The 26,474-nt window shown below is 70.1% G+C and carries 20 protein-coding genes; 7 read left to right on the forward strand and 13 right to left on the reverse strand.

The genetic code is table 11. From position 1 onward, the window contains the following. Position 1: 1 nt before the first annotated feature. Entirely contained in the window at positions 2-2,839 is a 2,838-nt protein-coding gene (locus D7X99_RS32775) for an FG-GAP-like repeat-containing protein (protein WP_233613893.1), read from the reverse strand. 117 nt (positions 2,840-2,956) lie between these two features. Here D7X99_RS32775 and D7X99_RS32780 point away from each other — a divergent pair, with 117 nt between their 5' ends. Beyond that, positions 2,957-3,880 carry a fatty acid desaturase gene (locus D7X99_RS32780; protein WP_158627105.1) on the forward strand — a complete coding sequence of 308 codons (924 nt, stop codon included), beginning with the start codon at positions 2,957-2,959 and terminating at the stop codon, positions 3,878-3,880. After that, positions 3,880-4,506, forward strand: a complete 627-nt coding sequence (locus D7X99_RS32785) for a hypothetical protein (protein WP_121781177.1) — start codon at positions 3,880-3,882, stop codon at positions 4,504-4,506. Before D7X99_RS32780 ends, D7X99_RS32785 begins: the two co-directional genes overlap by 1 nt. Here the strand turns inward: D7X99_RS32785 and D7X99_RS32790 are convergent, their stop codons facing one another. From D7X99_RS32790 to D7X99_RS32815, 6 genes are all read right to left on the reverse strand, one after another. Further along, positions 4,507-5,730, reverse strand: coding sequence for a DUF1629 domain-containing protein (locus tag D7X99_RS32790; RefSeq protein WP_121781178.1), 1,224 nt, complete (start codon positions 5,728-5,730; stop codon positions 4,507-4,509). A gap of 21 nt (positions 5,731-5,751) precedes the next feature. After that, positions 5,752-7,077 carry an AHH domain-containing protein gene (locus D7X99_RS32795; RefSeq protein ID WP_121781179.1) on the reverse strand — a complete coding sequence of 442 codons (1,326 nt, stop codon included), beginning with the start codon at positions 7,075-7,077 and terminating at the stop codon, positions 5,752-5,754. A 13-nt stretch (positions 7,078-7,090) separates the two neighbouring features. Beyond that, positions 7,091-8,332 carry a DUF1629 domain-containing protein gene (locus tag D7X99_RS32800; protein ID WP_121781180.1) on the reverse strand — a complete coding sequence of 414 codons (1,242 nt, stop codon included), beginning with the start codon at positions 8,330-8,332 and terminating at the stop codon, positions 7,091-7,093. Between the two features lie 109 nt (positions 8,333-8,441). Continuing rightward, complete coding sequence (locus D7X99_RS32805) at positions 8,442-8,840, reverse strand: STAS/SEC14 domain-containing protein (RefSeq protein ID WP_120566935.1); 399 nt, start codon at positions 8,838-8,840, stop codon at positions 8,442-8,444. A gap of 84 nt (positions 8,841-8,924) precedes the next feature. Further along, positions 8,925-9,416: a CinA family protein gene (locus D7X99_RS32810; protein WP_121781181.1), complete on the reverse strand. Its 492-nt coding sequence runs from the start codon at positions 9,414-9,416 to the stop codon at positions 8,925-8,927. Continuing rightward, positions 9,413-10,522, reverse strand: coding sequence for a GRAS family protein (locus D7X99_RS32815; RefSeq protein WP_121781182.1), 1,110 nt, complete (start codon positions 10,520-10,522; stop codon positions 9,413-9,415). Before D7X99_RS32815 ends, D7X99_RS32810 begins: the two co-directional genes overlap by 4 nt. A gap of 411 nt (positions 10,523-10,933) precedes the next feature. Here D7X99_RS32815 and D7X99_RS32820 point away from each other — a divergent pair, with 411 nt between their 5' ends. The 3 genes from D7X99_RS32820 (at position 10,934) to D7X99_RS32830 (ending at position 15,661) form a co-directional block, all read left to right on the forward strand. Beyond that, positions 10,934-13,720, forward strand: a complete 2,787-nt coding sequence (locus tag D7X99_RS32820; protein ID WP_121781183.1) for a TonB-dependent receptor — start codon at positions 10,934-10,936, stop codon at positions 13,718-13,720. Between the two features lies 1 nt (position 13,721). Continuing rightward, positions 13,722-14,999, forward strand: coding sequence for a hypothetical protein (locus tag D7X99_RS32825; RefSeq protein WP_121781184.1), 1,278 nt, complete (start codon positions 13,722-13,724; stop codon positions 14,997-14,999). 143 nt (positions 15,000-15,142) lie between these two features. Continuing rightward, positions 15,143-15,661, forward strand: a complete 519-nt coding sequence (locus D7X99_RS32830; RefSeq protein WP_121781185.1) for a hypothetical protein — start codon at positions 15,143-15,145, stop codon at positions 15,659-15,661. On the opposite strand, the gene D7X99_RS32835 is transcribed toward D7X99_RS32830, so the two are convergent. The 5 genes from D7X99_RS32835 to D7X99_RS32855 form a co-directional block, all read right to left on the reverse strand. Beyond that, the gene (locus D7X99_RS32835) at positions 15,630-16,940 is read right to left on the reverse strand and encodes a PAS domain-containing sensor histidine kinase (RefSeq protein WP_121781186.1); all 1,311 of its coding nucleotides are present in this window, start codon (positions 16,938-16,940) and stop codon (positions 15,630-15,632) included. The two genes, D7X99_RS32830 and D7X99_RS32835, sit on opposite strands and share 32 nt — an antisense overlap. 89 nt (positions 16,941-17,029) lie before the next feature. After that, positions 17,030-18,436, reverse strand: a complete 1,407-nt coding sequence (locus D7X99_RS32840; RefSeq protein ID WP_233597420.1) for a sigma-54 dependent transcriptional regulator — start codon at positions 18,434-18,436, stop codon at positions 17,030-17,032. A gap of 42 nt (positions 18,437-18,478) precedes the next feature. Beyond that, positions 18,479-20,899, reverse strand: coding sequence for an ABC transporter permease (locus D7X99_RS32845; protein ID WP_121781188.1), 2,421 nt, complete (start codon positions 20,897-20,899; stop codon positions 18,479-18,481). Between the two features lie 16 nt (positions 20,900-20,915). Continuing rightward, positions 20,916-21,662: an ABC transporter ATP-binding protein gene (locus D7X99_RS32850; protein WP_121781189.1), complete on the reverse strand. Its 747-nt coding sequence runs from the start codon at positions 21,660-21,662 to the stop codon at positions 20,916-20,918. Beyond that, positions 21,659-22,903, reverse strand: coding sequence for an HlyD family secretion protein (locus tag D7X99_RS32855; RefSeq protein ID WP_121781192.1), 1,245 nt, complete (start codon positions 22,901-22,903; stop codon positions 21,659-21,661). Before D7X99_RS32855 ends, D7X99_RS32850 begins: the two co-directional genes overlap by 4 nt. 218 nt (positions 22,904-23,121) lie before the next feature. On the opposite strand from D7X99_RS32855, the gene D7X99_RS32860 reads away from it, so the two are divergent. After that, positions 23,122-24,183, forward strand: a complete 1,062-nt coding sequence (locus tag D7X99_RS32860) for a hypothetical protein (protein ID WP_121781190.1) — start codon at positions 23,122-23,124, stop codon at positions 24,181-24,183. Positions 24,184-24,189: 6 nt separating this feature from the next. On the opposite strand, the gene D7X99_RS32865 is transcribed toward D7X99_RS32860, so the two are convergent. After that, positions 24,190-24,765, reverse strand: a complete 576-nt coding sequence (locus tag D7X99_RS32865; protein ID WP_121781191.1) for a hypothetical protein — start codon at positions 24,763-24,765, stop codon at positions 24,190-24,192. A 37-nt stretch (positions 24,766-24,802) separates the two neighbouring features. Here D7X99_RS32865 and D7X99_RS32870 point away from each other — a divergent pair, with 37 nt between their 5' ends. Further along, the gene (locus D7X99_RS32870) at positions 24,803-26,365 is read left to right on the forward strand and encodes an AMP-binding protein (protein ID WP_121781193.1); all 1,563 of its coding nucleotides are present in this window, start codon (positions 24,803-24,805) and stop codon (positions 26,363-26,365) included. The last annotated feature ends 109 nt before the right edge of the window (positions 26,366-26,474 follow it).

Below are 26,474 nucleotides of genomic sequence, written 5' to 3' on the forward strand. Positions count from 1 at the left end.
TTCAGGGCCCTCCCCGCAACGCCGTGGGCGCGGGAGGCTGGCGCACCTCCTGGTAGCGGTCCGCCTCCAACGTCACCTCCTGCGGCTGGGCGCCATACCAGTGGATGACCGCCTTCACCGGCCCCGCGTGACGGCCCAGACCGAAGTGCAGCCGGGGATCCGCCGACGCGGAGAACCCGCCCATCAGCCCCACCTCGCGCACCTGCTCCACGCGTTTGCCGCTCTCCTCGTAGGACACCACCACGCGCGTGCCCACCGCGCTGCGGTGCGTGCGCTGACCGTCCCCCACCAGCGACAGGCCCACGAAGTGCGCGTCCGGCTTCGCGTCCGTGGCGCTGGCTCGCAGCGTGTTGCGGTACAGCGACACCGGCGCGTGCTGGTTGGTGATGAGTACGTCCAGGTCGCCGTCGTCATCCAGGTCCGCCATCAACACGCCGCGCGAGTTGTCCGGCGCTTCGATGCCCACGTCCTTCGCCACATCCACGAAGTGCCCCGGCCGCGCGTCGCCCAGGTTGAGGTACACGCGGCGCGCCTCGTTCGGATAGAGCACGCGGCCCCGGATGTCGCCCCACTTGTCCGCGTACGTGTGCACCTCCGGGCCGGACTGCATCAACTTGTGGTTCACGTACCAGTAGTCGTTGCGCTGCCCCGCCGGGATGCGCCACTTCTCCGCGTCCAGACGCGCGTCCACCATGCCGTTGGCCTGCACCAGGTCCGGCCATCCGTCGTCGTCCAGGTCCCCCGCCGCCGCGCCCCAGCCGAAGCGGCGCTCGTTCAGCGCGCCCCGGAAGGTGGCCTCGTCCTGGAAGCGAGGGACGAAGGCGTCCTCGCCCGGCCCCACCATCCACAACAGGCTGCCCTCCGCCTGGAGCGAGTGGTGCACGTTGGACACGTACACATCCAACCAACCGTTGCGGTCGAAGTCCGCCACGCTCGCGTTCATGCCCTTGTACGTGTCGCGGCCAATCTCCCCGAAGCGGTTGCCCACGATGTGGCGGAAGTGCCGGCCGCCCTCGTTCAGGTAGATGTCGTCCGGCCCGAAGTCGTTGGCCACGTAGAGGTCCGTCCACCCGTCCTGGTTCAGGTCCACCGTGCTCACCGCGAGCGACCAGTGCGTCTCCTTCAGGCCCAGCGCCTCCACGTCCTGCTTCTCGAACGTGCCGTCCCCTCGGCCCCGGTAGAGCGCGTTGCGCCCACCGTTGCTCGCGTTGTGCCAGCCGTCGTGCATGAAGCGCAGCATGCGGCGGTCACCCGCGTACTCGGGCTCGGGCAGCTTGAAGAGGTTGAGCGGCGGCGCGGGTTCCGGGTAGTCCGGCAGGTGCGTCGTCATGGCGTTGAGCACCAGCAGGTCCAGGTGCCCGTCGCGGTCGTAGTCCAGGAACGTGAGGCCCAGGCTCACCGCGTGGTCCGTCACGCCCGCGGCTTCCGTCACGTCCTCGAAGCCCGCGGTGCCCGTCTCGCGCAGCGTGTTGCGCAGCAGGCGCACCGGCCCGAAGGCCACCGCCACCGCGAGGTCCAGGTCCCCGTCCCCATCCCAGTCCACGAACGTCCCGCCGCCCGCCAGGCCCTCCTCCTTGTAGCGAGTGGCGAAGCGCTCCAGCGCGGGCACGGGGACGCGTTCGAAGCGCAGCCCGCCCAGGTTGCGGTACAGGCCCGCGTGGTGCTCCGGCGTGCCCAGCGGGTGCGTGAGGAACAGGTCCAGCTTGCCGTCCCCGTCGAAGTCGCCGGTGGCCACCGCGTCGCCCACCGCGACCAGCCACTTGGCGACGTGGGCCACGCGCGGATCCAACTCCTCCAGCGTGCGACCCATCTGGGAGTCCAGGCCCGCTTGCTTGAGGTCCTGCGCGTCCAGGTGGAACGCGAGCGGCGCCTGACGCTCCCCCTGCGCCGCTGACACCGAGTAGCCCGTGGCCAGCACCGCCCCGAGTCCCCCCACCACGCCCACGCGCTTGAGCATGTCCGGAGCCAGGAGCCCGTGCCGCGCCGCGCCCCGGGTGCGCCACAGCTCGCGCGCGTGCATGAACACGAAGCGGGAGGTGGCCACGGTGAGCGCCGCGTAGAAGAACGTGTAGACGCTCTCCTTCAGGTGCAGCACCAGGTCCACGCAGGTGATGGCCAGCGCGACCAGCACCTGGGCCTTTGGCGTCGCGGGCGACGTCGCCGGGTCGGTGAGCATGTAGAAGACGAAGATGAAGAACGACGGCGCGCCCAGCGTGCCCAGGAACAGCACCTCCGGCGGCAGGTGGTGGCGGAGGATGAACGCTCGCAGCGCCGTCTGGAGCGCGTAGAAGGTCAGGAAGCTGATCACCAACCAGCCGCGGCCCACGCGGAAGAAGAACAGCACCATCGCCGCCATCACGATGAAGGCCGACAGCGCGACCTCCCCGTTGGCCCACTGGTAGGCGGGCGCGGCGGTGATGAGCTCGCGCGTGGTGAGCAGCGACACGGCCACCGCGAACATCGACGGGTTGAACACGTGCCGCCCCTGGAAGGTCAGCACGTACTTGGAGCCGATGGCCAGCCACACCGGCAGCCACAAGAGCGTGCTCGCGTGCGAGTAGTTCAACAGCAGCGCCAGCGAGCAGCAGGAGATGTACGCGGAGAGCGGCACCTCCTTGCGCCGCTTGAGCACCCAGCCCAGGACCGCGTCCAGCAGCGTGCCGGAGACGACCAGGAAGGCCATCTGCCCGGGGCTGCGGTTGAAGCCGAAGAAGGTGAAGCCCAGCACGCCGTAGAGCGTGAGCAGCGCCGCGAAGGGCAGCCTCGGGTCGTTCCAGCGGGGGAACACCCAACCGCCCCACTCCACGCGCGTGCCCGTCAGGGCCGGCTGCGTCGGCATCTCCACACTCATGATTGACCGTCCCGGTGCACGCGCGGAGCGTGCCGTGCCCGTCTCCGGGTGTCCAATCCGCGCAGGGCTTGCGTCCGGCGCCCATGCATGGAGTCCTGGCGCCCGATGTCCTCTTCCCTGCCTCGTCGCGCGGCGGTGCCTCGCGAGCTGCTCGTTCCCGCAACGCCTTCCGGACTGCTGCGCCTGGCGGCCGTGGAGTGGGCGGGGATGGCCCTGGGGTGGGCGGTCATGGCTTGGGCTCCTCCGGTGCTGGTGCCGTTGGCGGTGCTCGTCGTCGCGGGACGGCTGCATGCCCTGGGCGTCCTGCTTCATGACGCGGTCCACCTGCCTTCGCGAAGACGTGAATGGCGACTGTGTCTGCTGGAGACCGTCGCGGGATACCCCATTGCGTCCACGCTGGCGGCGATGCGCTACCACCACCTTCGCCATCATCGCGATGCGGGCCTGCCGTCGGATCCGTACCGCAAGCCTCCGGATGGAGGACGGCTGCGCACGGCGTGGCGGTGGTTCCTGCTTCTGAGCGTCATTCCCGGCTGGGTGCTGCGGGGACCGGTGGGGCTCTGCGCGTGGGTGCTGCCTTCGCTGCGCACGGCGTATGCGCGCGTGTTCCTGCAGGACCGCTCTGGACGGGTGCTCACGCGCGACGCGGAGGTGGCGGCGTGTGCTCGGGCGGAGGCGGGTCAGGTGCTGTTCCACCTGGGCGTGCTGGCGCTGGCGGTGCGGTGGCCTTCCGCGGTGCTGTGGGGGTATGCGGTGCCGTTGCTGGTGGCGTCTGGGTTCAACGCGCACCGGTTGCTCGCGGAGCACACCGCCGCGCCCGTGCAGGGGCGGAAGCTGGAAGATGTGTTCGCGTGCACTCGCGACCATGGGCTCGGGTGGTGGGGTGGGTTGGGATTGGCGCCCCGGCACGTGGGGATGCATGTGGTGCATCACCTGCATCCGCAGGTGTCCCTCACGCACCTGCCCCGGCTCCGCGCGTGGTACGTCGAGCGGTTTCCCCACCACTATCCCCGGCCTCGTTCCTCCTGATGCTCACTTCGTCGACGCGGGTGTTCCTGGTGGTGGCGTTGCTGGCGTGCGCGAGCGCGGCGGTGGTGTTCCGGCGCAGGCAGAACGCGCAGGGCGGCCGGGGTGGACGCATCTCCGGACCCAAGATGGCGTGGCTGCTGTACGCGGTGTTCCTCTGGTTCCTGGTGTGCCCGCTGGTGGCGCTGGATGCGTCCGTGCCGATGGAGGCGCGCGTCGTGCTGGGGGCGTTCGCGGTGTCCATGTGGCTGCGCGGTGCCGCTGAGCTCTACATGCTCTACGTGTCGCGCAACTGGCGGCCGCCGTATGGCGTGGGCCATGACCTGGGATGCATCGCGCTGGTGGGGGCGGGGCTCGTGTACACCGGGGAGAAGTGGGCCGGAGTGCTCGATGGGCGCGATGTGTGGTCGCTCGCGTTGGTGGGGTTGGTGCTGGTGAGCCTGCTGGTGGAGGTGGCGTATGCGGCGCTGTTCCATCAAGCCGTGGAGGGTCGCACCACTGGCGAGGATGGGGTGTGGTTCGCGGATGCCGAGCAGGCGCGGTTCCAGCGCATCAACCGGCTGACGCTGGCGCTCAACGTGCCGCTGTATGGAGCGCTGGCGGTGTGGCTGATGATGGGAATGGGGTAGCTACACCACGGGCTGGCGCCAGGCCTTGGACAGGTGGCCGAGGTTGGACTGGTTGAAGCGGTGGAGCAGTTCCTCCCGGCCGTGCTCCAGCAGGTACGTCAGCTCCCGGGGCATCAGCGTCTTCACGGTGACGAGCCGAACCTGTCCGTCCGGCATCGTGAAGTGGGTGGGGAGTGTGGGGGTGTCCATGCCAAGGAGCACGCCAACTCGGCCTTCCTTCGTCAGGAGGGATTCGGGCATGCGCTCTCCGTCCACTTCCATGGAGAGGATGCCGGTCCTCGCCGGTTCGCGCAGGTGTTCGTGGCCTACGAGCTCGTTGGCGATTCGCTCCAGCAGCGTTACAGGCCAGCTTGCCTGTGGCTCGTTGGTCTCGAGCGCAAGCTCCATGCCGAAGCCCACGGAGGGCTCCACGGCCTCCACGAAGAAGTCGGAGAGGCCGTCCGTCACGAAGAGGGTGCGTCCTTCGGGCCGGTGGATGACTCGCCAGACCTGGCGCCTCGCGGGCCAGCCTCCTCCGACGACGATGGGGATGACGAAGTTGTCGTCCATGGCTCCCAGCGTGCGCCAGAAGGCTTCACGGGGTTTCGTGGACCGTTCGTAGAGGTCCCGGAGTTTGCGGTTGTGCTCTCTCTCCTCGGGACTGACTTCGCTGGGACCGGTGACTTCCCTGAATGCCATCCCCGTGGCGCCTGAACGCTCCAGGGCATCCTTGATGTCCTCGGAGACGAGAAGCACGACGTTCCAACCCCAGGGGCGGAAGACCTTGGCATCGCCCACTTTCGTCGGGTCGATGCGCAGGCCATAAACAGCTCGATATGTCCCCGTCAATTCTGGTCGGTCATCCTCTGGCAGCCAATACTTCACCTCGGCGGACTGTTGATCATCGATGCATCGAATGGTCCGTGTCGCGACGAGGATGAAGTAAGGCTCGGACTGTCCTTCGACCTCGACGGGAATGAGCTGCACGTCGTCCTGAGCCAGTTCCGCGAAGACATTCGCGACGCGCTTGTGGACAACAGGTGTCCCACCCACACTCGACGTCGAGAAGTCTTGAACCACTCCCGGATGCCCAATGGGGATCGTCAGGCGCTCATGGACCTGGACCGGGCAGCCATCCGCGAACTGCCAGATGTCATCAATCTCCTGCCCCTGGGCGTTCGTTGCCTCGCCTGGAAGCCAGCGGTCACGGATATCCATGTCGTCGAGAAGTTTGAAGTACTTCATTGGGCTTAGCCTTCCCGGGCGTCAGGGCTGCGTGACGAGCAAGTTGAGCCGACTGTTCTGCGTAGAGATCTCTGATCCCAGCGACTCAAGCTCCTTCACAAGCGCCTTACCGCACGACTGAATGCTCCTGCATCTTCCCAGTGCCCGGCGCAAGCGCTCGTAGACTTCTTCATGGTACTTCTGAGGATGCGGTCCCTTATGTCCAGGGACACGGACTTTGTTCGCGGGATCATCCAAGGACATGCCAGCCCGGTCGAAGAGGTCCTGAAACTTGGGCGACCAAGGTCCGCCATGATGCGTGGCGTCCCACCACTTGTTCGTGGCGATGTGATGCTCGTGGACGTCGACTGGCACGGGGACGTTCCGCCCCTTCGCGGACATCGCCACCGCGTTGGGCGCCAGCGCAAGGGTCACCTCGCCACTCGCGGACACCGCGATTGCTGAGACCTCCGCCGCGGCCACCAGCCGGAAGCCTCCCTGCTCCGCCCCCACCAGCGCGGCCTGCGCTGAGCCCGGCAGTGTCGCGACCCTCGTCGCCAGCGTCTGCGCCGTGCTCCCCAGCGCCGCCATCGCCAGCATCACGAAGGCTCTCGCCGCCTGCTTTCCCATCACCTCGGCGTACTTCTCTCCCGCGCCCCGGATGCCGTCGAACGTCTCTGCGTCCCTCACCTCCGCCGCCAGCACCCTCCAGCCCTGGACGAGACTCCACACCGTGTCCCAGCCCAGGTACGCAATCAGGGCCACCGTCAGCGTCGCCGCCACGCCCTTCGACAACAGCGGCTCCGGTACCAGCCACAGGCTGAAGTACACCGCTCCTGTCATCACCAGCAGCGACACCGTCGCCTCGGGGTCCACCATCCCCTCCAGCGCTTCGGCCGTCTCCTCCCACACCGAGTCCAACGCAATCCGGAAGGCCAGTGTCCTCTTGCCCTCCTCATCCAGCGTCAGCCCTCTGTCCAACAGGTGCAGACAGTCTCCGGACAGTCGCTTGCGCACGCACCAGCGTCCGTAGGCGGCCTCCAGTTCCGTGCTCCCATGAGTCACACGGACGCGCCCCTGCCTCGGGTCATCCACGGACACGACGCCCAGCGAGGCTCGCGGACGGTCCGCTCCGGGACTCAACAGTCGGAGCGCCTCCCTCCGGGGATGCACCGACACCGGCGCTCCGCGCGCCAGCGTCCGCACTGCCTTCTCGAAGGTGTCGCCCTCCAGCGCCACGGGCCGCGTGTCCGTGCGCGGCGTGTACTCACGCGCCCGGCCTTCCCCCGTGTCCAACCGCCACGTCCGTGACGTCGCGCAGCCCGTCACCAACAGCAGCCACATCACGCACAGCCAGCGCTGCGACATGGACTGCCTCCGACTACACCACGGGCTGGCGCCAGGCCTTGGACAGGTGGCCGGGGTTGGACTGGTTGAAGCGGTGGAGCAGTTCCTCCCGGCCGTGCTCCAGCAGGTACGTCAGCTCCCGGGGCATCAGCGTCTTCACGGTGACGAGCCGGACCTGTCCGTCCGGCATCGTGAAGTGGGTGGGGAGTGTGGGGGTGTCCATGCCCAGGAGCACGCCGACTCGGCCTTCCTTCGTCAGGAGCGGTTCGGGCATGCGCTCTCCGTCCACTTCCATGGAGAGGATGCCGGTCCTCGCCGGTTCGCGCAGGTGTTCGTGGCCCACGAGCTCGTTGGCGATTCGCTCCAGCAGAAGCTGCTGCCAACTCTTCGCCACGTCCTCCACGGACTCGTCGGTTTCGAGCGCGAGCTCCAGGCCGAAGCCCACGGAGGGCTCTGCTTGGTCAGCGAAGAAGTTGGAGAGACCGTCCGTCACGAAGAGCGTTCGGCCGTCAGGGCGGTGAATGACGCGCCAGATCTCGCTCCTCGCCGGCCAACCGCCTCCGACGACGATGGGGATGACGAAGTTGTCGTCCATGGCGCCCAGCGTGCGCCAGAAGGCTTCACGGGGTTTCGTGGACCGTTCGTAGAGGTCCCGGAGTTTGCGGCGATGCGCACGCTCCTCGGGACAGGCTTCGCTGGGGCCCATGACCACTGAGAACTTCACCCCTGTCACGTTCGCGCGCTCCAACGCCTCCTTGATGTCCTCGGAAACGATGAGCGCAAGGGTCCAGCCCCAGGGACGGAATACCTTTGCGTCCCCCACTTTCGTCACGTCAATGCGCATGCCGGAAACGGCGCGGTACTCGTCCACCTTCTCGGGTTGGCCGTCCTCCGGTTTCCAATACAGCACCTCTGTCGTCTGCTGCTCGTCGATGCATCGGATGTTCCGAGTCGCGACGAGCAGGCAATACGGCTCGGTCTCCCCTTCGACATCCACGGGAATGAGCTGTACGTCCTCGGGCGCCAGTGTCTGAAAGATGTTCGCGACTCGCTGATGCACGACAGGAGCCCCACCCACGCCCGCGTGGGAGAACTCGAGCGAGGTTCCTGGGTGATAGATGGGGATCCGGAGTCGCTCCTCCACTCGCACCGGACAGCCATCCGCGAATCGCCAGGGGTCATCGACCTCATTCCCCTGTGAGTTCCTGGGATCGTCGAGCAGCCAGCGGGTCTGGATGCCCATGTCATCGCGAAGACCGAAGTACCGTCCCGGCATAGGGGCTCCTGAATGCACCAATACCAGTGCTCCGCGCCGCCTTCTCGAAGGTGTCGCCCAGCGTCACGTGCTGCGTATCCGTGCCGCGCGCTGGCATGTTCGTTTCCGCTCAGCCCCGCAGCGCCACTCCCAGCTCCGCGTCTCCGTGCTTCAACCAGGTCCTTGCCGCGGACTCCTGCCAGAAACGGCGGAGGATCTTGTCCGTCCCGCTTCCGGACGCCACCCGGTTCAACTGCAACGCGACGATCTGGTTCTGCACCAACTCCGCCACCCGCGTCACTCCGGAGCGCAGCCCGTACTCCTGCACCCTCCGGATGAGATCCGCCGCCTCCGGCGAGGCCGGCCGGAACGTTCGCAGGTCCGCTTCGATCTTGATGGCCTGCCCCGCCACTTCATCCGTCGCGGCGCGCAGGTCCTCCACGAAGCGCTGCATCTCCTCCAGCCGGATGTAGCCCTCCAGCGCGAAGCTCACGATGGATTCCGCCCGGTCCACGTCGATTCGATACATCGAGGCCCCCTTCGTGAGACTGCGTCAAACCTTCTCCCCCATCACGCGTCCACGTGCCAACGTCCGGAGGGATGAGTCCCCTATTCAGGACTCCACTCCCACTTGCTCCAGAAGGAGGGCCAGCCCTCGCGCCGCCGCGGCATGCCGCACCTGCCGCCGGTCCCCTTCGAACCGGTGACGCTCCACCACCGCGGCCCTCCCGCGCCGCTGTACCGCGATGAACACCAGCCCCACCGGCTTCGCCTCCGTCCCTCCCCCGGGCCCCGCGATGCCCGTCTCCGCCACCGCCCAGTCCGCCCACGAACGCTCCAGTGCCCCCGCCGCCATCGCGCCCACCGCCTCCGCGCTCACCGAGCCGTGCGCCTGCAACAACGCCAGCGGCACCCCCAGCTGCTCCCCCTTCGACTCGTTCGAATACGGCACGAACCCTCGCTCCACCACCGCCGATGCCCCCGGCACCTCCGTCAGCGCCGCCGTCATCAGCCCTCCCGTGCACGCCTCCGCCAATGCCAGCCGCACCCCGGCCTCACGACACCTCGCGATGACCTTCGGCGCCAATGCATCCAGGTCGCTCACGCGCCCTCTCCTGGCACCGCCGCCAGCACCGACACCAGCACATCGCCCCGGAAGGTGATGCCCACCGTGCCCTCCTCCACGCACAGCCCCACCGCCGGGTGCACGTCCGCCGGACACACCGCCTCCAGCCCTCCCCTTGGCGCAAGGCCTGCTCGCTGCAACCGCTCCCACCAGGCCAGGGCCGGCTCGTGCCGCTCACACCGCTCCGATTCGTTCACCGTGCCCACGATGTCATCCACCTCCCGGCCGAAGAATCGCTTGATGGCGCGACGCTCCGCGCTCGGCATCTCCAGCGTATCCAGCAGATGGAACACGCGGGAGAAGTGATTCCACGCGTTCTTCAATCGCTCACGCGCCGGTGCACGGTGGTGATCCACGTGGGGCTCGCACATCACCACGCCCACCGGGCCCAGCGATGCCAGCCTCGCCAGCACCGCGTCGCGTGCCTCCATGCCTGACGTCTCCTTCTCCGCCACGTGGTGCATCGCGAACGCCGCGTTCACCACCAGCGGCCGGCGCACGGCTCGCAACGCCGCCCATGTCGCCATGTCCAGGTCCTCCACCGGCGACTCCAGCTTCACGAACTCGAGCGACAGCCCCACCTCGTCCGCCACCGCCAGCACCGCGTCGCGCGCCTCCACCAGGCTCGTGCCGCTGGGGTCCACCCCCACCACCGTCAGGTGCCGGGGCAGTGCTCCCGCCCTCGCCAACGCTCGCAGCAGGTTGCACTCCTGCCGCCCCTGCCCGATGCCCACGTCCAGCAGCGTCGGCTCCGCGTGCCCTCGCAGGAAGTCCGCGAGCAGCGCGTTCGCCACCGCGTCCGCCGCCGCCGCCAGCGGCAGGTGCTTCATCAACCGCCGGAACAACTCAATCTGTGGCGCGCCTCCGTCCACCTCCGACGCCCGGTACGGGTGCAGCGCCCCCGTCGCCCCCTCCAGCCGGCGCGACAATGCCGTGGCGAACACGGCGTAGTTCTCGTCTTCGGGAATGCGCTCCGCGTCCAACAACCGATAGAGCGCGGCCAGCGCTTCGACCGCCTCTATCGTTCGCGCTGACAACGCATGGTCCATCGCCCGGAGCAGCAGTTCGTCTTTCGGCGTCCGCATGCGCCCTCCCCGCGGAACCCTGGCCGTGGCTTCCGCTCGACATGAAAAAGTGTAACGACCGCCCGTGTCGCGGCTCCAGGGGGCGGCACCTCGGGACAGAGGGCCGTGCGCGTTCGCACAGCGCGCCGCCCCTGCGGTCGGACTGGCGCTGCGCGGGGAGAATGGCGGGGGATTCGAGCGGCCCGGCGACTCCTGGCGCTGCATCCCATAGACTTCGCGTGAAAAGGCACCGCCGGGATTCGCCTCCCGGTCCGTATGCCCTCCGTGAACCGACTTCCGCCACGGGCCGGGGAAGTCATGGGCGCCTTGGGCCGAATCCATGAACGCATGCAGTGTCCTCGCCGGGCCGGAGCACTCCGGCGCCAGCGCGGGTGTCACCTTCGCGGGGGCCCGGTGTTGAAGCGCCCGCCCATGTTCCTCCCCCGTGCCGCCCCCCTGATGCTGGCGCTCGCGCTCCTGTCCGCATCGACCGCCCTCGCACAGGGCGTGCCCTCCTCCACCAGCGAGCCTCGCGCCGTGGAGGTGGACGTCCACGCCACCGACGCGGGCCAGGCCCTCTCCGCCGAGGACGCCCTCCGCCTGGGCTTCTCCCCGGACGCGGGTGACACGGCGCTCGTGCCGCCCAGCCTCACCGCCGACGCCCCCGCCGCGTGGCCGGAAGGCCTGGAGGGCACGCCGGGCGAGGTGGAGCTGGAGCTGCTGGTGGACGTGGAAGGCCGCGTCGCGGAAGCGAAGGTGGTGCGCGCCGCCGCCGAGCCTCGTCTCACCGACGCGGCGCTCGCCGCGGCACCGGGCCTGCGCTTCATCCCGGCCACACTGGCTGGCACTCCCGTGGCCGTGCGCCTGCCCTTCGTCTACCGCTTCACGCCACCCGTGCAGGTCCCCGCCTCCACCACACGCGTCACCGGCGAGGTGCGCGCACGCGGCACGCGCCGCCCGCTGCAGGACGCGGCCTTCTTCCTGGACGGCGCGCTCCAGCCCGCCGCCACCACGGACGCTCGGGGTCTCTTCACGGTGGACGTGTCGCCGGGCTCGCACACGCTGGAGGTCCGCGCGCCTGGCCATGCGACGACGGTGTTCACGGAGACGCTGACGCAAGGACAGACGCTCCAGGTCGTCTACCGGCTCCAGCCTCGCGAGGTGAATCCCTACGAGACCGTCGTGCGCGACGAGCGTCCACGCACGGAGGTCACCCGCATCAGCCTGCACGAACAGGAGATCCGCGAGGTGCCCGGCACGATGGGCGACCCGTTCCGCGTGGTGATGCTGATGCCGGGCGTGGGCAGCCTCGCGTCAGGCATCAGCTACCCGGTGGTGCGCGGCAGCCAGCCCGCCGCCACGGGCTTCTTCCTGGACGGCGTGCGCATCCCGATGCTGTACCACCTGCTGCTCGGGCCCGCGGTGGTGCACCCGGACTTCATCGACACCGTGGACTTCTATCCGGGCACGCCTCCGGTGCAGTACGGCCGCGTGCTGGGCGGCGCGGTGGAGGGACGCCTCAGCCGCCCTCGCGAGGACCGGCTGCACTTCACCGCGTACGCGGACCTGCTCAACGCGGGCGGCTTCATCGAGCAGCCCTTCGAGTCCACCGGCACCAGCGTCAGCCTGGCGGGCCGCTTCAGCTACTCCGCGCTGCTCATCTCGCTGGCGGCCAATGCCTTGCAGAACTCGGAAGCGGAGCGATTGCGCGCGGGCTTCTGGGACTACCAGGCGCGCGTCGAGCAGAAGGTGGGCAAAGGCCGCCTGCGACTGTTCGCGCTGGGCAGCTCCGACGACGTGGGCATCTCGCCGGAGCTGCGGGCCGAAGCGGACGGGGCCGGCGTCGTGTCCCGCTTCCACCGCATCGACCTGCGCGGCACGCACCCGGTGGCGGACGGCGAGGGCGAGGTCGGCATCACGCTGGGCTGGGACGGCCTGGGCCTCACCGGCGAGCGGACGCGCGACACCGGTGGCGACCTCTTCCGCGAGAAGGTGGGCGAGTACGGGCTGCGCCAGGCGAGCATCGCCGCGCGTGCGGGATGGCGCCGCACGCTGACGTCCTCGCTGGACCTGGCCGTGGGCGCGGACGTGGAGCACCGCCGCTCGGCCACCACGCTCACCGGCACCGCGCGGCCTCCGGGCTGGCGCCCCACCGACGTCACGGATCCGCTCAAGCAGCCCAGCGCGCTGGCCACCTTCTCCGGCGCGTATGCGTCCGCCACGTGGAAGCCCTCCGACACCTGGGTGGTGACGCCGGGCCTGCGCGTGGACGCGTACCACCTGGTGCCGGGCATGACCTTCACGGCGGTGGAGCCGCGCCTGTCCGTGCGCCACACGCTGACCGACACCCTCACGCTCAAGGGCGGCGCGGGCCTGTTCCACCAACCGCCCACCGTGCTCGTGCACGTGCCCGCCGTCGACACCGCGAGCCTGCGCTATGGCCTCCAGTCCGGCGCGCAGTTCGACGTGGGCGCGGAGTGGAAGGCCTTCGAGGGGCTGGAGCTGAGCGCGGATGCGTACTTCAACCCGCTGTCCCGCGCGGTGGAGTTCGACCTGATGGACGTGGTGGAGAACCGCCGGCGCCGGGGCGCCTTGCGCGAGGACCCCGCCACCACCGGCTACGCCTACGGCTTCGACCTGATGGCGCGCCACCCGCTGGGCCGCCACTGGTTCGGCTGGGTGTCCTACAGCTTCCTGCAGAGCAAGCGGAAGGCGCGCTTCGCCCGCATCGGCGACGACAACCGCGTGCTGGAGACGGTGGACGGCACCCTGCCCTTCGCCTTCGAACAGGCGCATACCTTCAACGCCGCGCTCAGCTACAAGTTCGGCAACAACTGGACCGTGGGCACGGTGGTGCACTTCAACACCGGCCGTCCGGAGACGGGGCAGATCACCTCGCAAACGCAGCGCTGGGTGACGAACGCCGACGGCACGACCGAATGGGTGCGGCAGGACTTGGACCGCACGCAGCGCCTGTCGCCGTTCTTCCGCGTGGACGCGCGCATCGCGAAGTCGTGGGCCTACCAGGACTTCACCCTGGATGCGTCGCTCGACGTGCTCAACCTCTCCGCGCAGCAGGAGGTGGTGGCCTACGAGTACCGCGCCGAGTCCGGCTACGACCCCAACGACCCCAACGTCTCCCAGGCCGTCACTCCCGTCCGCGCGCCCATCCGCATCCCCGTCATCCTCCCGCTCTTCGGCCTCAAGGCGACCTACTGACATGCGACGCGCACTCATCACCTCGCTGGCACTGCTCGCCGCCGGCTGCGACCGCTATCCCGAGGACCCCATCTTCGCCTACGGCCGCGCGCTCCAGCGGGACGGCTCGCCGCGCGCGGGCGAGCCCCTGGGCGTCGAGCGCCTGGACACGAAAGCGGAAGCCTTCCAGCCCTTCAGCACCGTCACCCCCGAGCCCTCCGGAGACTTCACCCTGGAGATGCTCTACGGCGACGCCGTCAGCGAGACGAACTTCTCCAGCAGCCGGAACCGGTTCCGGCTGTCGCTGCCGCTGGAGGCGGACGGCAGCGGTGCCTTCGTCGCGTTCTCCTTCCAGGACGACGTGGAGCTGCCCACACTGAAGCCGTGGGACGCGCACCCGGTCGTGAGCATGGGTGAGCAGGGCCCGCGCGTGGACTTCCCGCCCGCGCCCCCGGCGCCTGAACAGCCCGTGACGGCGGACACGCTGGAGCTGCTTGATGGGCAGAGCGGCGAATTCATCCCCATCCTGCCCACCGACCCGGAGCCCCTGCTGTGGGTCACGTCCGGCGGCGAGCTGCTCTGGCGGCAGCCAGGCACGGCATCTCCGTGGACGCCGGGTCCGTACGTCCTGGAGGACTTCGCGCAGCCCCGCGTCCAGCTGCGCGCCGCCAGCGCGGGCATGTGGCTGTTCTCGCCCCTGGGCGGCGAGCCGGGCTCCGTGGAGTTCCGCATGGAGTGGCGCACCGGCGCCGAGCCGCTGCCCGCGGGGACGCTGCGCCCCATCAGCCGCGGCGCGACGTGCGAGCCGTCCTTCCCCGATGTCTGTCCATGGACAGATGGCCTGCTCACGCCCGTGGACTTCTTCGAGAAGGAGACCGACCCCCGGGCCTACAACGTCGTCGTCACCCTGCCCCAGCCTGTCCTCCCCCGCCGCGCGGTGGTGCGCGGGCTGAGCTACCTGCAGGGCTTCGGTGGCAAGGATTGGCTCGTCCTGGAGGGCAGTGCGGATGGCGAACAATGGCAATCCCTGGCACGCGTCACGCTGCGGGACCTGACCCAGCTGGAGCGCGACCTGCGCGAGACCCGGTTCGGCTACTACACCGAGCCGCCCGGAGGCGACTCCCCCTACGGCGACGGGCCGCTCCCCCTGGGCATGCGGGAGCCCGCGTTCCAGGACGTGCCCCTCACCCCCACCGGGCCCGTGCGCTTCGTGCGGCTCTCCGTGGAATCCCTTACCTACGACGGAAGTGCCCCACCTGCTGAGTTCTATTCCCTCTCCGAACTGTCCATCTTTGAATAGTCATTACGGGTGACCCTCCAACCCCCGGAAGTTGCTTGTCTGGGCGCAGCCCGGGAGTCCTGCCCAATCAAATAAATCAAGAAATAAAGGGCGAACCGTTCTTCACCTGCAGCACCGCTCATTCGTGCCCGAGGAGGGCCCCGATGATTGCGCTGACCTGGACGTATGGGCAGCTCCTCAAGGGATTGACGGAGCGGGTGCGCCGGGTGCTGCTGGTGCAGGTGCTCATCCTGGCGCCGAGCTTCGGGGTGCTGGAGCTGGACCCATGGGGTCCTTCGCACCGAGGGCTTTCCCTGACACGTCTGGCGCTGTGGGGCTGCGCCGTGGGGCTGTTGTGGGCCCTGCACCGGTATGCCTTCGGGCGCTCGCGGGTGGCGTCGTGGCAGCGAGTGCTGTGGGTGACGGCGCTGTGCTGGCTGGGACAGTGGCTGGGCGGCTTCGTCGCGCTGGAGGCGCTGCCGCGCACGCTCCAGCAGTGGTCCGGGGCGCGGTGGATCCACGTGGGCTTCACCGTGCTGTTCTTCTGGGCGGCGACCGCGCTGCTCTACCGGCTGGCCGCGCCCGTGCCGGAGCCCGAGGCCGTTCCCGCCGCGCCCACGGGCCCCCAGCCCCCGTCCGGCAAGAAGCGCTTCACGCGCGCGGAGCGTCCAGCGGGAGCCTGAGCCTCGCCCGGCAGCCGCGGCCGTCGGTGCGGTTCTCCAGGCGCAGGCTGCCTCCGTGCGCTTCGGCGATCTGCCTGCTGAGCGCCAGGCCGATGCCGCTGCCCTGGGGCTTGGTGGTGAAGAAGGGCACGAAGAGGTTCGCGGTGTCCGCGAGTCCGGGGCCTTCATCCTCCACCCAGACCTCCACCGCGCCCGGCGAGTGCACCGCCCAGGAAACCCAGACACCGCCCGCGCCCCCTTCCGACAGGGCCGCGTCCACGGCGTTGCGCACCAGGTTGATGAGCAGTTGCTCCAGCTGGTCTCCATCTCCGGACACGGTGAGGACGGGGCCCGGGCGTACGGCGACGGGGCGGCGCGGCTCCAGGGCCACCACTCGTCGCACCCAGGGCTCCACTTCGACGGGCCCCAGCGTGGGTGGTGGCAGGCGCGCGAGCCGCGCGTGGGCGGACATGAAGCGGGACAGGGCCTCCGCTCGGCGGGCGATGATGCCCAGGCCGTGACGGGTGTCCTCCTCCCAGTCCGCGGGGCGCGGCACCTGGGCGACGGTGTCTCGGAGGGCGTCCGCGATGGATTGGATGGGGGTGAGGGAGTTGTTGATCTCGTGGCTGAGCACTCGGACCAGCCGTCGCCAGGCTTCGCGTTCCTCCTCGCGCAATGCCAGACGCAGGTCGGTGAGCACGACGAGTTGGTGGGGCTGGCCGCCTTCGCGGAAGGTGCCTCGCCACAGCTCGTAGGGGCCGCCGTCCTGCTGCGCGAAGACGCGCGTGAGGCGGCGGGGGGCGGGGCCTTCCAGCAGGTCGCTCCAACCGAGGGCGTCCGCGTGCTGGCCCAACAACTGCGCGCGCGGCAGGCCCACGAGCCGGGCGCCCGCGCGGTTCACCAGCTTGAGGGTGCCGGAGGCGTCGAAGGCGAGCACCGCGACGTCGATGGCCTCCATGATCTGGCCCAGCAGCGCGCCGGCCTCCATCGCGCCCAGGCGCTGTTCGCGCAGGGTGTCTCCCAGGGCGTTGACCTCCAGGAGCACCTCACCGAGCGGATCGCCCGCGCGTCCACCCCTGCCGCGCACGGAGTAGTCCCCTTCACGTAGCGCGGCCAGCAGGCCCGCGACGGTGTGCAGGGGGCGCACGACGCGCTCGCGGAGCGCCAGACAGGCTCCGGCATGGATGCCCACCACGAGGACGGACAGCGTCCAGCGCACCTTGGCGGTGAAGTCCCCCGTCCAGAGGAGCGCGAGCGTCACGAGGACCGCGGGCAGGCCCGCGAGGACCGCGAGCCACATCACTCGCAGGTCGTACGGCACGCGCGCCTTGGGTTCGTGTGCATCCGGCGTCGTGACGCTCGGGTCGTGCGGCGCAGGGGGACCGCCGTTCACCTTGCGCCCTTGATGCCGTAGTACTGGAGCCGCCGGTAGAGCGCGCTGCGCGACAGGCCCAGCGCCTTCGCGGCTTCGCTCACGTTGCCGTCATGCCGGCCGAGGGCGCGCTCGATGAGGTAGCGCTCCACCTCCTCCAGCGTCATCTCCTCCAGGCGCGTGCTCCCTCCGCCCGGCGGGCCCATCCGCTTGAGCAGCAGGTCCTCCGCCTCCACGCGGTCCCCCACCGCCATCAGCAGCGCGCGCTCCACCGCGTGCTCCAGCTCGCGCACGTTGCCCGGCCACGGGTACGCGATGAGCGCTTCCAGTGCTCCCGGTGCCAGGTGGATGTTGGGACGGCCGTAGCGCTGTCCCTGCGCCGCCAGGAAGTGCGTCGCGAGCAGCGGGATGTCCTCGCGCCGCTCCCGCAGCGGCGGCAACTGCACCTCCACCGTGTTGAGCCGGTAGAGCAGGTCCTCGCGGAAGCGGCCCTCCGCCGCCGCCCGGCCCAGGTCCACGTTCGTCGCGCTCACCACTCGCACGTCCACACGACGCGTCCGCGACGAGCCCACCGGGTGCAGCTCCCCCGTCTGGAGCACCCGCAGCAACTTCGCCTGCTGCGTGAGCGGCATGTTGCCAATCTCATCCAGGAAGAGCGTGCCGCCGTCCGCCAGTTCGAAGCAGCCGATGCGGTCCGCCTTCGCATCCGTGAAGGCTCCCTTCACGTGACCGAAGAGCTCGCTCTCGAAGACGCCCTCGGACAGGCCGCCGGAGTTCACCGCGACGAAGGGCCGGTCCGCGCGCGTGCTCGCCGCGTGGAGGAGCCGCGCCACCACCTCCTTGCCCGTGCCGTGCTCCCCCGTCACCAGCACCGGCGCCGACGACGGCGCCACCCGCTCGATGAGCCTGCGCACCGGCAGCATCGCCCGCGACTCGCCCACCAACGGAGAGCGTCCGCCCTGCTCGCGGCGCAGGTGCTGGTTCTCCTCCTCCAGCCGCCGGCCGCGCTTCAACGCCCGGGACAGCTCCAGCTGCGTGCGCAGCGTGGCCAGCAGGCGCGTGTTGTCCCAGGGCTTCTGCACGTAGTCGCGCGCGCCCAGGCGCATCGCCTCCACCGCGCCCTCCACGCTGCCCCACGCCGTCATCACCACCACGGGCAGCAGCGCGTCCCTCGCGCGCAGCTCGCCCAGCAGGTCCAGGCCCTCGCGCCCGGACGTGGTGTCGCGTGCGTAGTTGAGGTCCATCAACACCAGCTCCACGTCCTCCGCGTCCAGCGTGGCCTTCACGCCCGCGGGGGACTGCGCGCTCACCACCGTGTAGCCGTCGCGCTTGAGCAACAGCCGCAACGCCTCCAGCACGTCCGGCTGGTCGTCGGCCACGAGGATGCGGGTGGTACGCGGAGAGGAAGCGGTGGGTTCGGACACGGAGGGCGCCACGGTGATGAACTGTGCCAGAAAGGAGGGAGGTCAGTCGGCCCGGAGCGCGATGATGGGGTCCACGCGCGTCGCCCGTCGAGCAGGCAGCCACGACGCCCCCAGCGCCACCCCGGTCAGCAGCAGCGCGACCCCGCCGAACGTCCACGGGTCGTCCACCGACACGCCATACAGCAGCGCCCCCAACAGCCGCGCCAATCCCAATGACAGGCACAGCCCCACCGCCACGCCCGTGAGCGACAGCCGCAGACCCTGCGCCAGCACCAGCCGCAGCACGTCGCCTCGCGCCGCGCCCAATGCCATGCGGATGCCCAGCTCCCGCGTGCGCTGCGTCACCGAGAAGGCGATGACGCCCGACAGCCCCAGCGCCGCGAGCAGCAGCGCGACGCCCGCGAACAAGCCCATCACCAGCGCGGACAACCGCCGGGGGCCCGTGGACTGGTCCATCCGGCGCGTGAGCGAGGACACGTCGAACAGCGGCAGGTCCGCGTCCACCGCGCGCACCTCCGCCTCCACCTGGGCGCGCAAGGCCTCCGGGTCCCCGGACTTCACGCGCAACGCCAGGCCCATGTACACGGACGGCAGCTGCGACAGCGAGTAGTACGCCGCCGGGCGCGCCGGCACGTCCAGGCCCCACTCGCGCAGGTCGTCCACGACGCCCACCACCGTGGTCCACTGCATGTCCTGGCCGTGCAGCTTCAATCGCTGCCCCAGCGCGTCGCCCTTCGGCCAGAAGAGGTTCGCGAAGGAGCGGTTGATGACCACCGCCCAGGGCGCGTCCGGCCCATCCCCGTCCTCCAGCAACCGCCCCTGCCGCAGGTGGACGCGCAACGCGTGCAGGTAGCCCGGCGTGGCGGCGCGGAACTCCACGGCCTTCCACAGCTCGCCCGGCTGACGCGGACGCCCATCGATGTCGAAGCTGTTGTCCATGGCGCCGCCCAGCGGGAGCACGTTCGTCAGCCCCGCGGACTCCACGCCCGGCAACGCCTGGAGCCGGGGCAGCAGGGCTTGGAGGAAGGCCGCCTGCTTCGGCCTGTCCGGGTACTGCACCTTCGGCAGCGCGAGCGCTCCGGTGAGCACGCCCTCGGACTCGAAGCCCGCGTCCACGCGCTGGAGCGCGAGGAAGCTCTTCACGAACAGGCCCGCGCCCACCAACAACACCAGTGCGAGCGACACCTGCGCCACCACCAGCGCGGCGCGCAGCCGGCTCGTGCGGTGGCTGCCCGTGGCGCGTGCGCCTTCACGCATCGCCGCGTGCAGGTCCACGCGGCTGGCCTGGAGCGCGGGCACCAGCCCGAAGAGCACGCCCGTGAGCACCGACACCGCCAAGGTGAAGAGCACGGAGGCCACGTCCAGCTTCACGCCATGGGCGCGCGGCAGGCCCTCGCCCACCGTGGCCACCAACGCGTCCGTTCCCCACAGCGCCAACAACAGCCCCACCGCGCCCGCCACCAGGGACAGCACCAGGCTCTCCGTGAGGAACTGCGCCACCAGCCGCATCCGACCCGCGCCCAGCGCCGCGCGGATGGACACCTCGCGGCCTCGCGACACCGCCCTCGCGAGCAGCAGGTTGGCCACGCTGGAGCACGCCACCAGCAGCACGAAGCCCACCGCGCCCCAGAGCAGCCACAGCGTCTCGCGGACCCCGCCCACCACGTGGTCCTCCAGCGACTTCACGCTCATGGACCACCCCGCCTGCTTGTACTGGTCCACCAGGTCCGCCGAGCGCGCGTTGCCCATGCGCACCAGGTCCGCTCGCGCCGCGTCCAGCGTCATGCCCGGCTTGAGCCGCGCCATCACGCTCAGGAAGCGGTTGCCGCGCCGGGATTCCTCCTGCTGCTGCGGCGTGGGCGCGAAGGGCAACACCGCCTCCGTGTCCTCCGGGTAGACGCCACCCGGGGGCAGCACACCCACCACCGTGTGCGGCACACCGTCCAATCGCAGCTCACGCCCCAGTACCTCTGGGTCCTTCGCGAAGTGGGTGCGCCACGCGGCGTCGGTGAGCACGACGACCTGGTCCTGGCCCGGCGTCTCCTCTTCTTGCGTGAAGCTCCGGCCGAGCACCGGCGCGACGCCCAGCGTGGGCAGGAACGACGCCGTGGCGATGACGACGCGCAGGCGCCGGGGCGACTCCGCACCGGTGAGCGTCATGTCGTCGGGCCGGAAGGCCGACAGCGACGTGAAGGCCTTCGTGTGCGTGATCAGGTCTCGATACTCGGGGATGGAGTTCGACACCTCTTTGAGGCCGAAGGCGTCGAAGTTCGGGGCCAGCAGCACCAGCCGCTCCGGCTGGGTGAACGGCGGCGGCGTGAGCAGCACTCCCTTCACCACGCTGAACACGGCGCTGTTCGCGCCGATGCCCAGCGCCAGCGTCAGCACCGCCACCGCCACGAAGCCGGGGGCGTTCTTCAGGGAGCGCCACGCGTAGCGCAAGTCACCGAGCAGGTGTTCCATGGCCGTATCCCCCGCTTCAGCGAAGCTGCTCGTCCTGCACGACGCGGCCGTCGAACAGGCTCACCGTGCGCGTGGCGATGCGCGCGTGCGCAGGGTCGTGCGTCACCATGCAGATGGTGGAGCCCGCCTTGTGCAGGTCGGACAAGAGCTGCATCACGGCCTCGCCGTTCTTCGAGTCCAGGTTACCGGTGGGCTCGTCCGCCAGGAGGATGAGGGGGTCTCCCGCCACGGCGCGCGCCACCGCCACGCGCTGCTGCTGACCGCCGGACAGCTGCCCCGGCAGGTGCCGCGCCCGGTGCGCCATGCCCACGCGCTCCAGCGCCCGCTCCACGCGCTGCTTGCGGTCCTGCGCGGGCAGTCCCCGGTAGGTGAGCGGCAGCTCCACGTTCTCGAAGACAGTGAGGTCGCCGATGAGGTTGAAGCTCTGGAAGATGAAGCCGATGTGCTGGTTGCGCACCTTCGCCCGGTCCGTGGGCGACAGCTCCAGCACGCTCCGTCCATCCAGCAGGTAGCTGCCGCGCGTGGCGGTGTCGAGCAGCCCCAGCACCGCGAGCAGCGTGGACTTGCCAGAGCCGGACGGGCCGACAATGGCCACCCATTCGTTCTGACGGATGGTGAGCTGGATGTTGGAGAGGGCGTGCGTCTCCACCTCCTCCGTCTCGAACACCTTGGTGAGCCCGTCGAGTTGGAGCAGCGCCTTGCCCGGCACCGCGCCCGGGGCCACGGCCTTCGCATCGCGGTCGTTCGTCATCGTCGTCATCATCGCAGCCTCACGCGCTCCACCGCATCCCACGCGGTCATGTCCGACAGCACCACCTGATCGCCTTCTGAAAGCCCCTGCACGATCTCCACCGCGTTCACCGAGCCGCGGCCCAGCTTCACGGGGATGCGCACCGCCTCGTCGCCTCCGGGCAGCAGCCGGAAGAGCGCCAGCGTGCTCTCCGACTGGGCTCCCGCCGGACGGCCCACGGACAGCACGTCGTCCAGCCGCTCCAGCTCCACGGTGCCCTCCACGGTGAGGTCCGGACGGGCGCCTTTGGGCAGCGCGTCTGGCAGCGACACCTCCACGCGCACCGTGCCCTGGCTGGCCGCGGGGGCCACTCGCGCCACGGTGCCCTCCACCACGCCGTTGCGCGTGTCCACCTGCGCCTTCAGGCCCGGGAGGATGTCGCGCGCCTGCGTCTCCGCGATTCTCAGCTCCGCCTTGAGCCGCTCCGGCTTCACCACCTTGGCCAGGAGCACGCCGGGCGTCACCCACTGGCCCAGCTCCAGCGGCAGCTCCTGGAGCACGCCGTCCTCGCCCGCGAGCACCTTCATGGACTCCACCTGCTGACGGCGGAAGCGCGCCACGGCCTTCAACCGCTCCACCTGCTCCTGCTGTGAAGCCAGACGCTGGCGCAGGCTCTGGGACATGACGTCCAGGCGCTGGCGCTCCAATTCCAGACGCTGGCCCGCCTCCTGCGCCTTTTCCTGCGCCTGGCGCGTCTCCAGGTCTCCGACGAAGGCCTTCTGGAAGAGCGTCGCGTTGGCCTGGGCGCGGCGCGTGGCATCGGAGGACTCCGCGGTGAGGGCGGCCACGGTGGCCTGCTGGGACAGCCGCTGCGTCTGGAGCAGTTCGCGCAGCTCCAGGAAGTCGCCCTCGGCGCTCGCGAGCTGGCGTTCGGCCTCCAGGGCCTGGAGCTGCACGTCCGGGTTGGACAGCTCCATGAGGAGCGTGCCCGCGGTGACAGTGGCCCCGGGCTTCACGTGGATGCGCTCCACGCGGCCGGCGGTGTCGGCGGTGAGCCAGCGGATGGACTCGGGCACCAGCGAGCCGGTGCCCTTCACCTGGCGCACCAGCGGGCCGCGCTTCACCGTGTCCAGCCACACCGAGGCCTTGTCCACGGTGGGCGCCGCGGGGCGCAGCCGGGACAGCCCCACCGTCACCGCCACGAGCGCGGCGAGGCCCAGGGCGGCCAGGAGGTAGGGTTTGCGGCGGGGTGCTCGGGCCTTCGGGATGTCCACGCCCCGGGCCATAGCGAGCCGCGTGCCAGGGCTTCGAGCCAGGCCAAGCGCCCGGAAACACGAGGACGGCGGAGGGGAGGCCGGCCGCGTTGACCGCTTGCGCGAAGGGCGCGTCCCAGGAACGGACACCGCGAAGAAGCGTGCTGTGGCTGAATAGAAACAGCGTCAGGCCGTCTGCTTGCTCGATTCAATTCCCACACAATTTCGAGGAACACCCGATGCGCTCCACCGCCCTCCGGATGCGCGCCAGCATGCTGCTGGCCGCGACGCTGCTGCCTTTCTCCGCCCTGGCCGACACCGTGTACCTGCAGCTCACGGACGTGGGCAGCGAGGTGGACTCCTCCGGACTGACGGCGGCCACGGTGGCGGAGCGGACGCGCTACGGCATCGAGGAGGCGCTGAAGACGTCCTCCACGCAGGCCATCCTGATGGATCCGCAGCACGAGGGCGCGCCGGACGTGACGGTGAGCGCGAAGGTGACGCGGGCCGGGGAGAAGTACCGGCTGACGTATCAACTGACCACGACGCACGCGCCTGTGCGCACCAAGACGCTGTCGTACGACTTCGCCAATCCCAGCCTGAGCGACAAGGGCTCGGTGGTGATGGCGCAGGCGGTGCTGACCGAGGCCGAGAAGCTGGAGGCCGCGGGCCAGGAGACGCCGGTGGCGACGGGGACGGATGAGGTGCCCCTGGCGCAGGCGGACGCGCCGATGGCGGAGGGCCTGGGCCAGGACTCGACGGGCCGCGAGCTGGAGAGTGAGGCGCCGCGCCGCCGGGGCCGTGGCCAGACGAACCTGGACCTGGGTCTGGCGTTGGGCTTCAACAGCCCCTCGGGCATCTTTGGCGGTGAGCTGGAGTACCGGGTGACGCCCATCCTGGGGCTCAACCTGAGCGCGGGCACGGGCGCCTGGGGCTTCCGCGTGGGTCCGGTGGCGCGCCTGTATCCGCTGGGCGAGGTGCGCACGAGCCCGTTCCTGGAGGCGGGCATGAGCTTCAACATGGGCACGACGTCGACGACCACGCTCACCTTCGGCGACGAGTCCGAGGTGTACACGACGGAGAAGCTGTTCACGCCGGTGGCGACGCTGGCGGTGGGCATGCGCCAGTCGATGGGCCCCATGTACCTGGGCCTGCGCGCGGGCTGGGGCTTCCGCCTGCGTGAGGACAACTGGACCACGTCGGACGGCCGCGACCCGAACCTCTTCGACGCGCTCGACATCGGCACCAGCCAGCACGGCGGCTTCCTGGCCAGCGTCACGCTGGGCGTCACGCTCTTCTAGGCCGTGCTACGGGCGGGGCGCGGGAGCCGGTGAGCCCGCGTCCTGCCAGGAGCGCGGCAGGAACGGGGAGGGCCCGTCGCCCAGCGCTTCTGGAGACGCGGTTCCGGGCTCTCCGGGCGTGGCGGACACGCCGGCATCCTCGGGCTTCGTGACATCGGGCTGGCCGTCGATGAGCCGCCGGAGGATCCGGCCATCCCGGTGGATGGCGTAGCTCGCGCCGGAGTCCAGCGCGGGATGTGCGCGGCCACAGGCCTTCGGATCTTCATCGATGCGGATGAAGATGACGTCGCCCTGCCGGACGAAGCGGTACTGCTGGGACTCCCAGCGGCTTCCACACGACACGGAGGGGTCTCGCGGTGGAAGCAGGTCCCGGGCGGCGACGGTGAGTGCTCGCAGCGTGTCGCCATCCAGTTCGTACACCGTGCCTTCGGACCCCAGTGAGACAGCGGGTTGCGCGAAGAACGGCGGGAAGGTGATGGAGGGGTCCTCCTCGTAGCTCGCAGGAGACGGCGCGGCGGCTCTCATGCAGCCCGCCAGCACGAGCGCGGAGGCCAGGATGGAATGGGTCTTCCGCACGGACATGCGCCCAGCCTATCCCTTCCAGGTAGGCTCGCGCGCCATGCCGGCCTCCCTGCTTGAAGTGTTCCTGGACCACGCCCGTCACGAACCCTCTCGCCCGCTGCTCTCCTTCGAGGGGACCACGTACACGCGAGGACAGCTGGCGGAGCGGGTCACCGCGTTTGCTCGCGGACTCAAGGTCCGGGGGCTGGCTCCGGGCGACCGCGTCGCGCTCTTCCTGGAGAACAGCGACGCGTTCGTCATCACCTGGCTGGGTGTCCAGGCCGCGGGCTGCGTCGCCGTGCTCGTCAATACGGCCTACCGTCAGGTGGAGCTGGCCCACATCCTCTCCGACGCGGAGGTGAAGGTCTGCGTCACCGGCACCGCTGGCGCCTCGGAGCTGGCTCCGCTCCGCGACCAGCTTCCGTCGCTGCAATGGCTCATCACCGTGGAGCCGCCCCCAGCGGAGTTCCCACTCCCCTCCGTGGCGTTCCAGGACGTGCTCGCACAGGGCGCCGCATCCACCGCGGCCCTGCCCCTGCCCCGCGCGGAGGATCTCGCCGTGCTGGGCTACACGTCCGGCACCACCGGCCGCTCCAAGGGCGCCATGCTCCAGCACCGGCAGCTGCTCTCCAACGTGCGCGCCGTCACCGAAGCGTGGCGCTGGACCGACGCGGATCGGCTGCTGCTCACCCTTCCGCTCTTCCACACCCACGGCCTCATGGTGGGCCTCCACGGCACCCTCTTCACCGGCGCCAGCGCGGACCTGCGCCGCCGCTTCGTCGCTTCCGAAGCGCTCACCGCCCTGCACGACGACGCGTCCCTCACCCTCTTCTTCGGCGTGCCCACCATGTACGGCCGCCTCCTGGAGGAATCCCGCCGCACCGGCGTGACGCCGCACCCCTTGCGCCTGTGGGTCTCCGGCTCCGCCCCCCTGAGCCCCCAGCTGTGCCTGGACATCGAGGCTCGCTTCGGCGCTCGCATCCTGGAGCGCTACGGGATGACCGAAACGATCATGAACACCACCCAGCCCTACGACGGCGAGCGCCGCCCCGGCACCGTGGGCATGCCCTTCCCCGGCCAGGAGGCCCGCGTCGTGGACGTGCGCTCCCGCCAGCCCCTGCCCCGCGGCGAAACAGGCGAAATCGAGGTCCGTGGCCCCCACGTCTTCACCGGCTACTGGCGCCGCCCGGACGCCACCGCCGAAGCCTTCGACGCCGAGGGCTGGTTCCGCACCGGCGACCTGGGCGAATGGGACCCGGACGGATTCCTGCGCATCACCGGCCGGGCCCGGGAGCTCATCATCAGCGGTGGCTTCAACATCTACCCCCGCGAAGTCGAAGAGGTCCTCACCGCGCACCCCGCCGTCGCCGAGGCCGCCGTCCTGGGCCTGCCCGACCCGGACTTCGGTGAGCAGGTCGTCGCCGTCATCGTCCCCCACCCCGGCGCCCCCACCGATGCCCAGGCCCTGGTGGACTGGTGCCGCGAACGGCTCGCTGCATTCAAGAAGCCGCGCCGCGTCGTCTTCACCGACGCCCTGCCCCGCAACGCCCTCGGAAAGGTCCAGAAACACATCCTCAAGGAGCGCCTGGCCGGCTCCCAGGCCACATCCACCGCCACCTGACCAACAGAACGCACACCGTCCCCTGGCCGAACTGGCGCGCGGACCTACCTTCTCCCGCGAGAGAAAATGGAGCCACCGCCTGACGTCCGACCCCGCCCGCCTCCCGTCC

The organism is Corallococcus sp. AB032C, assembly GCF_003668935.1.
In the GTDB taxonomy this organism is placed as follows: domain Bacteria; phylum Myxococcota; class Myxococcia; order Myxococcales; family Myxococcaceae; genus Corallococcus; species Corallococcus exiguus.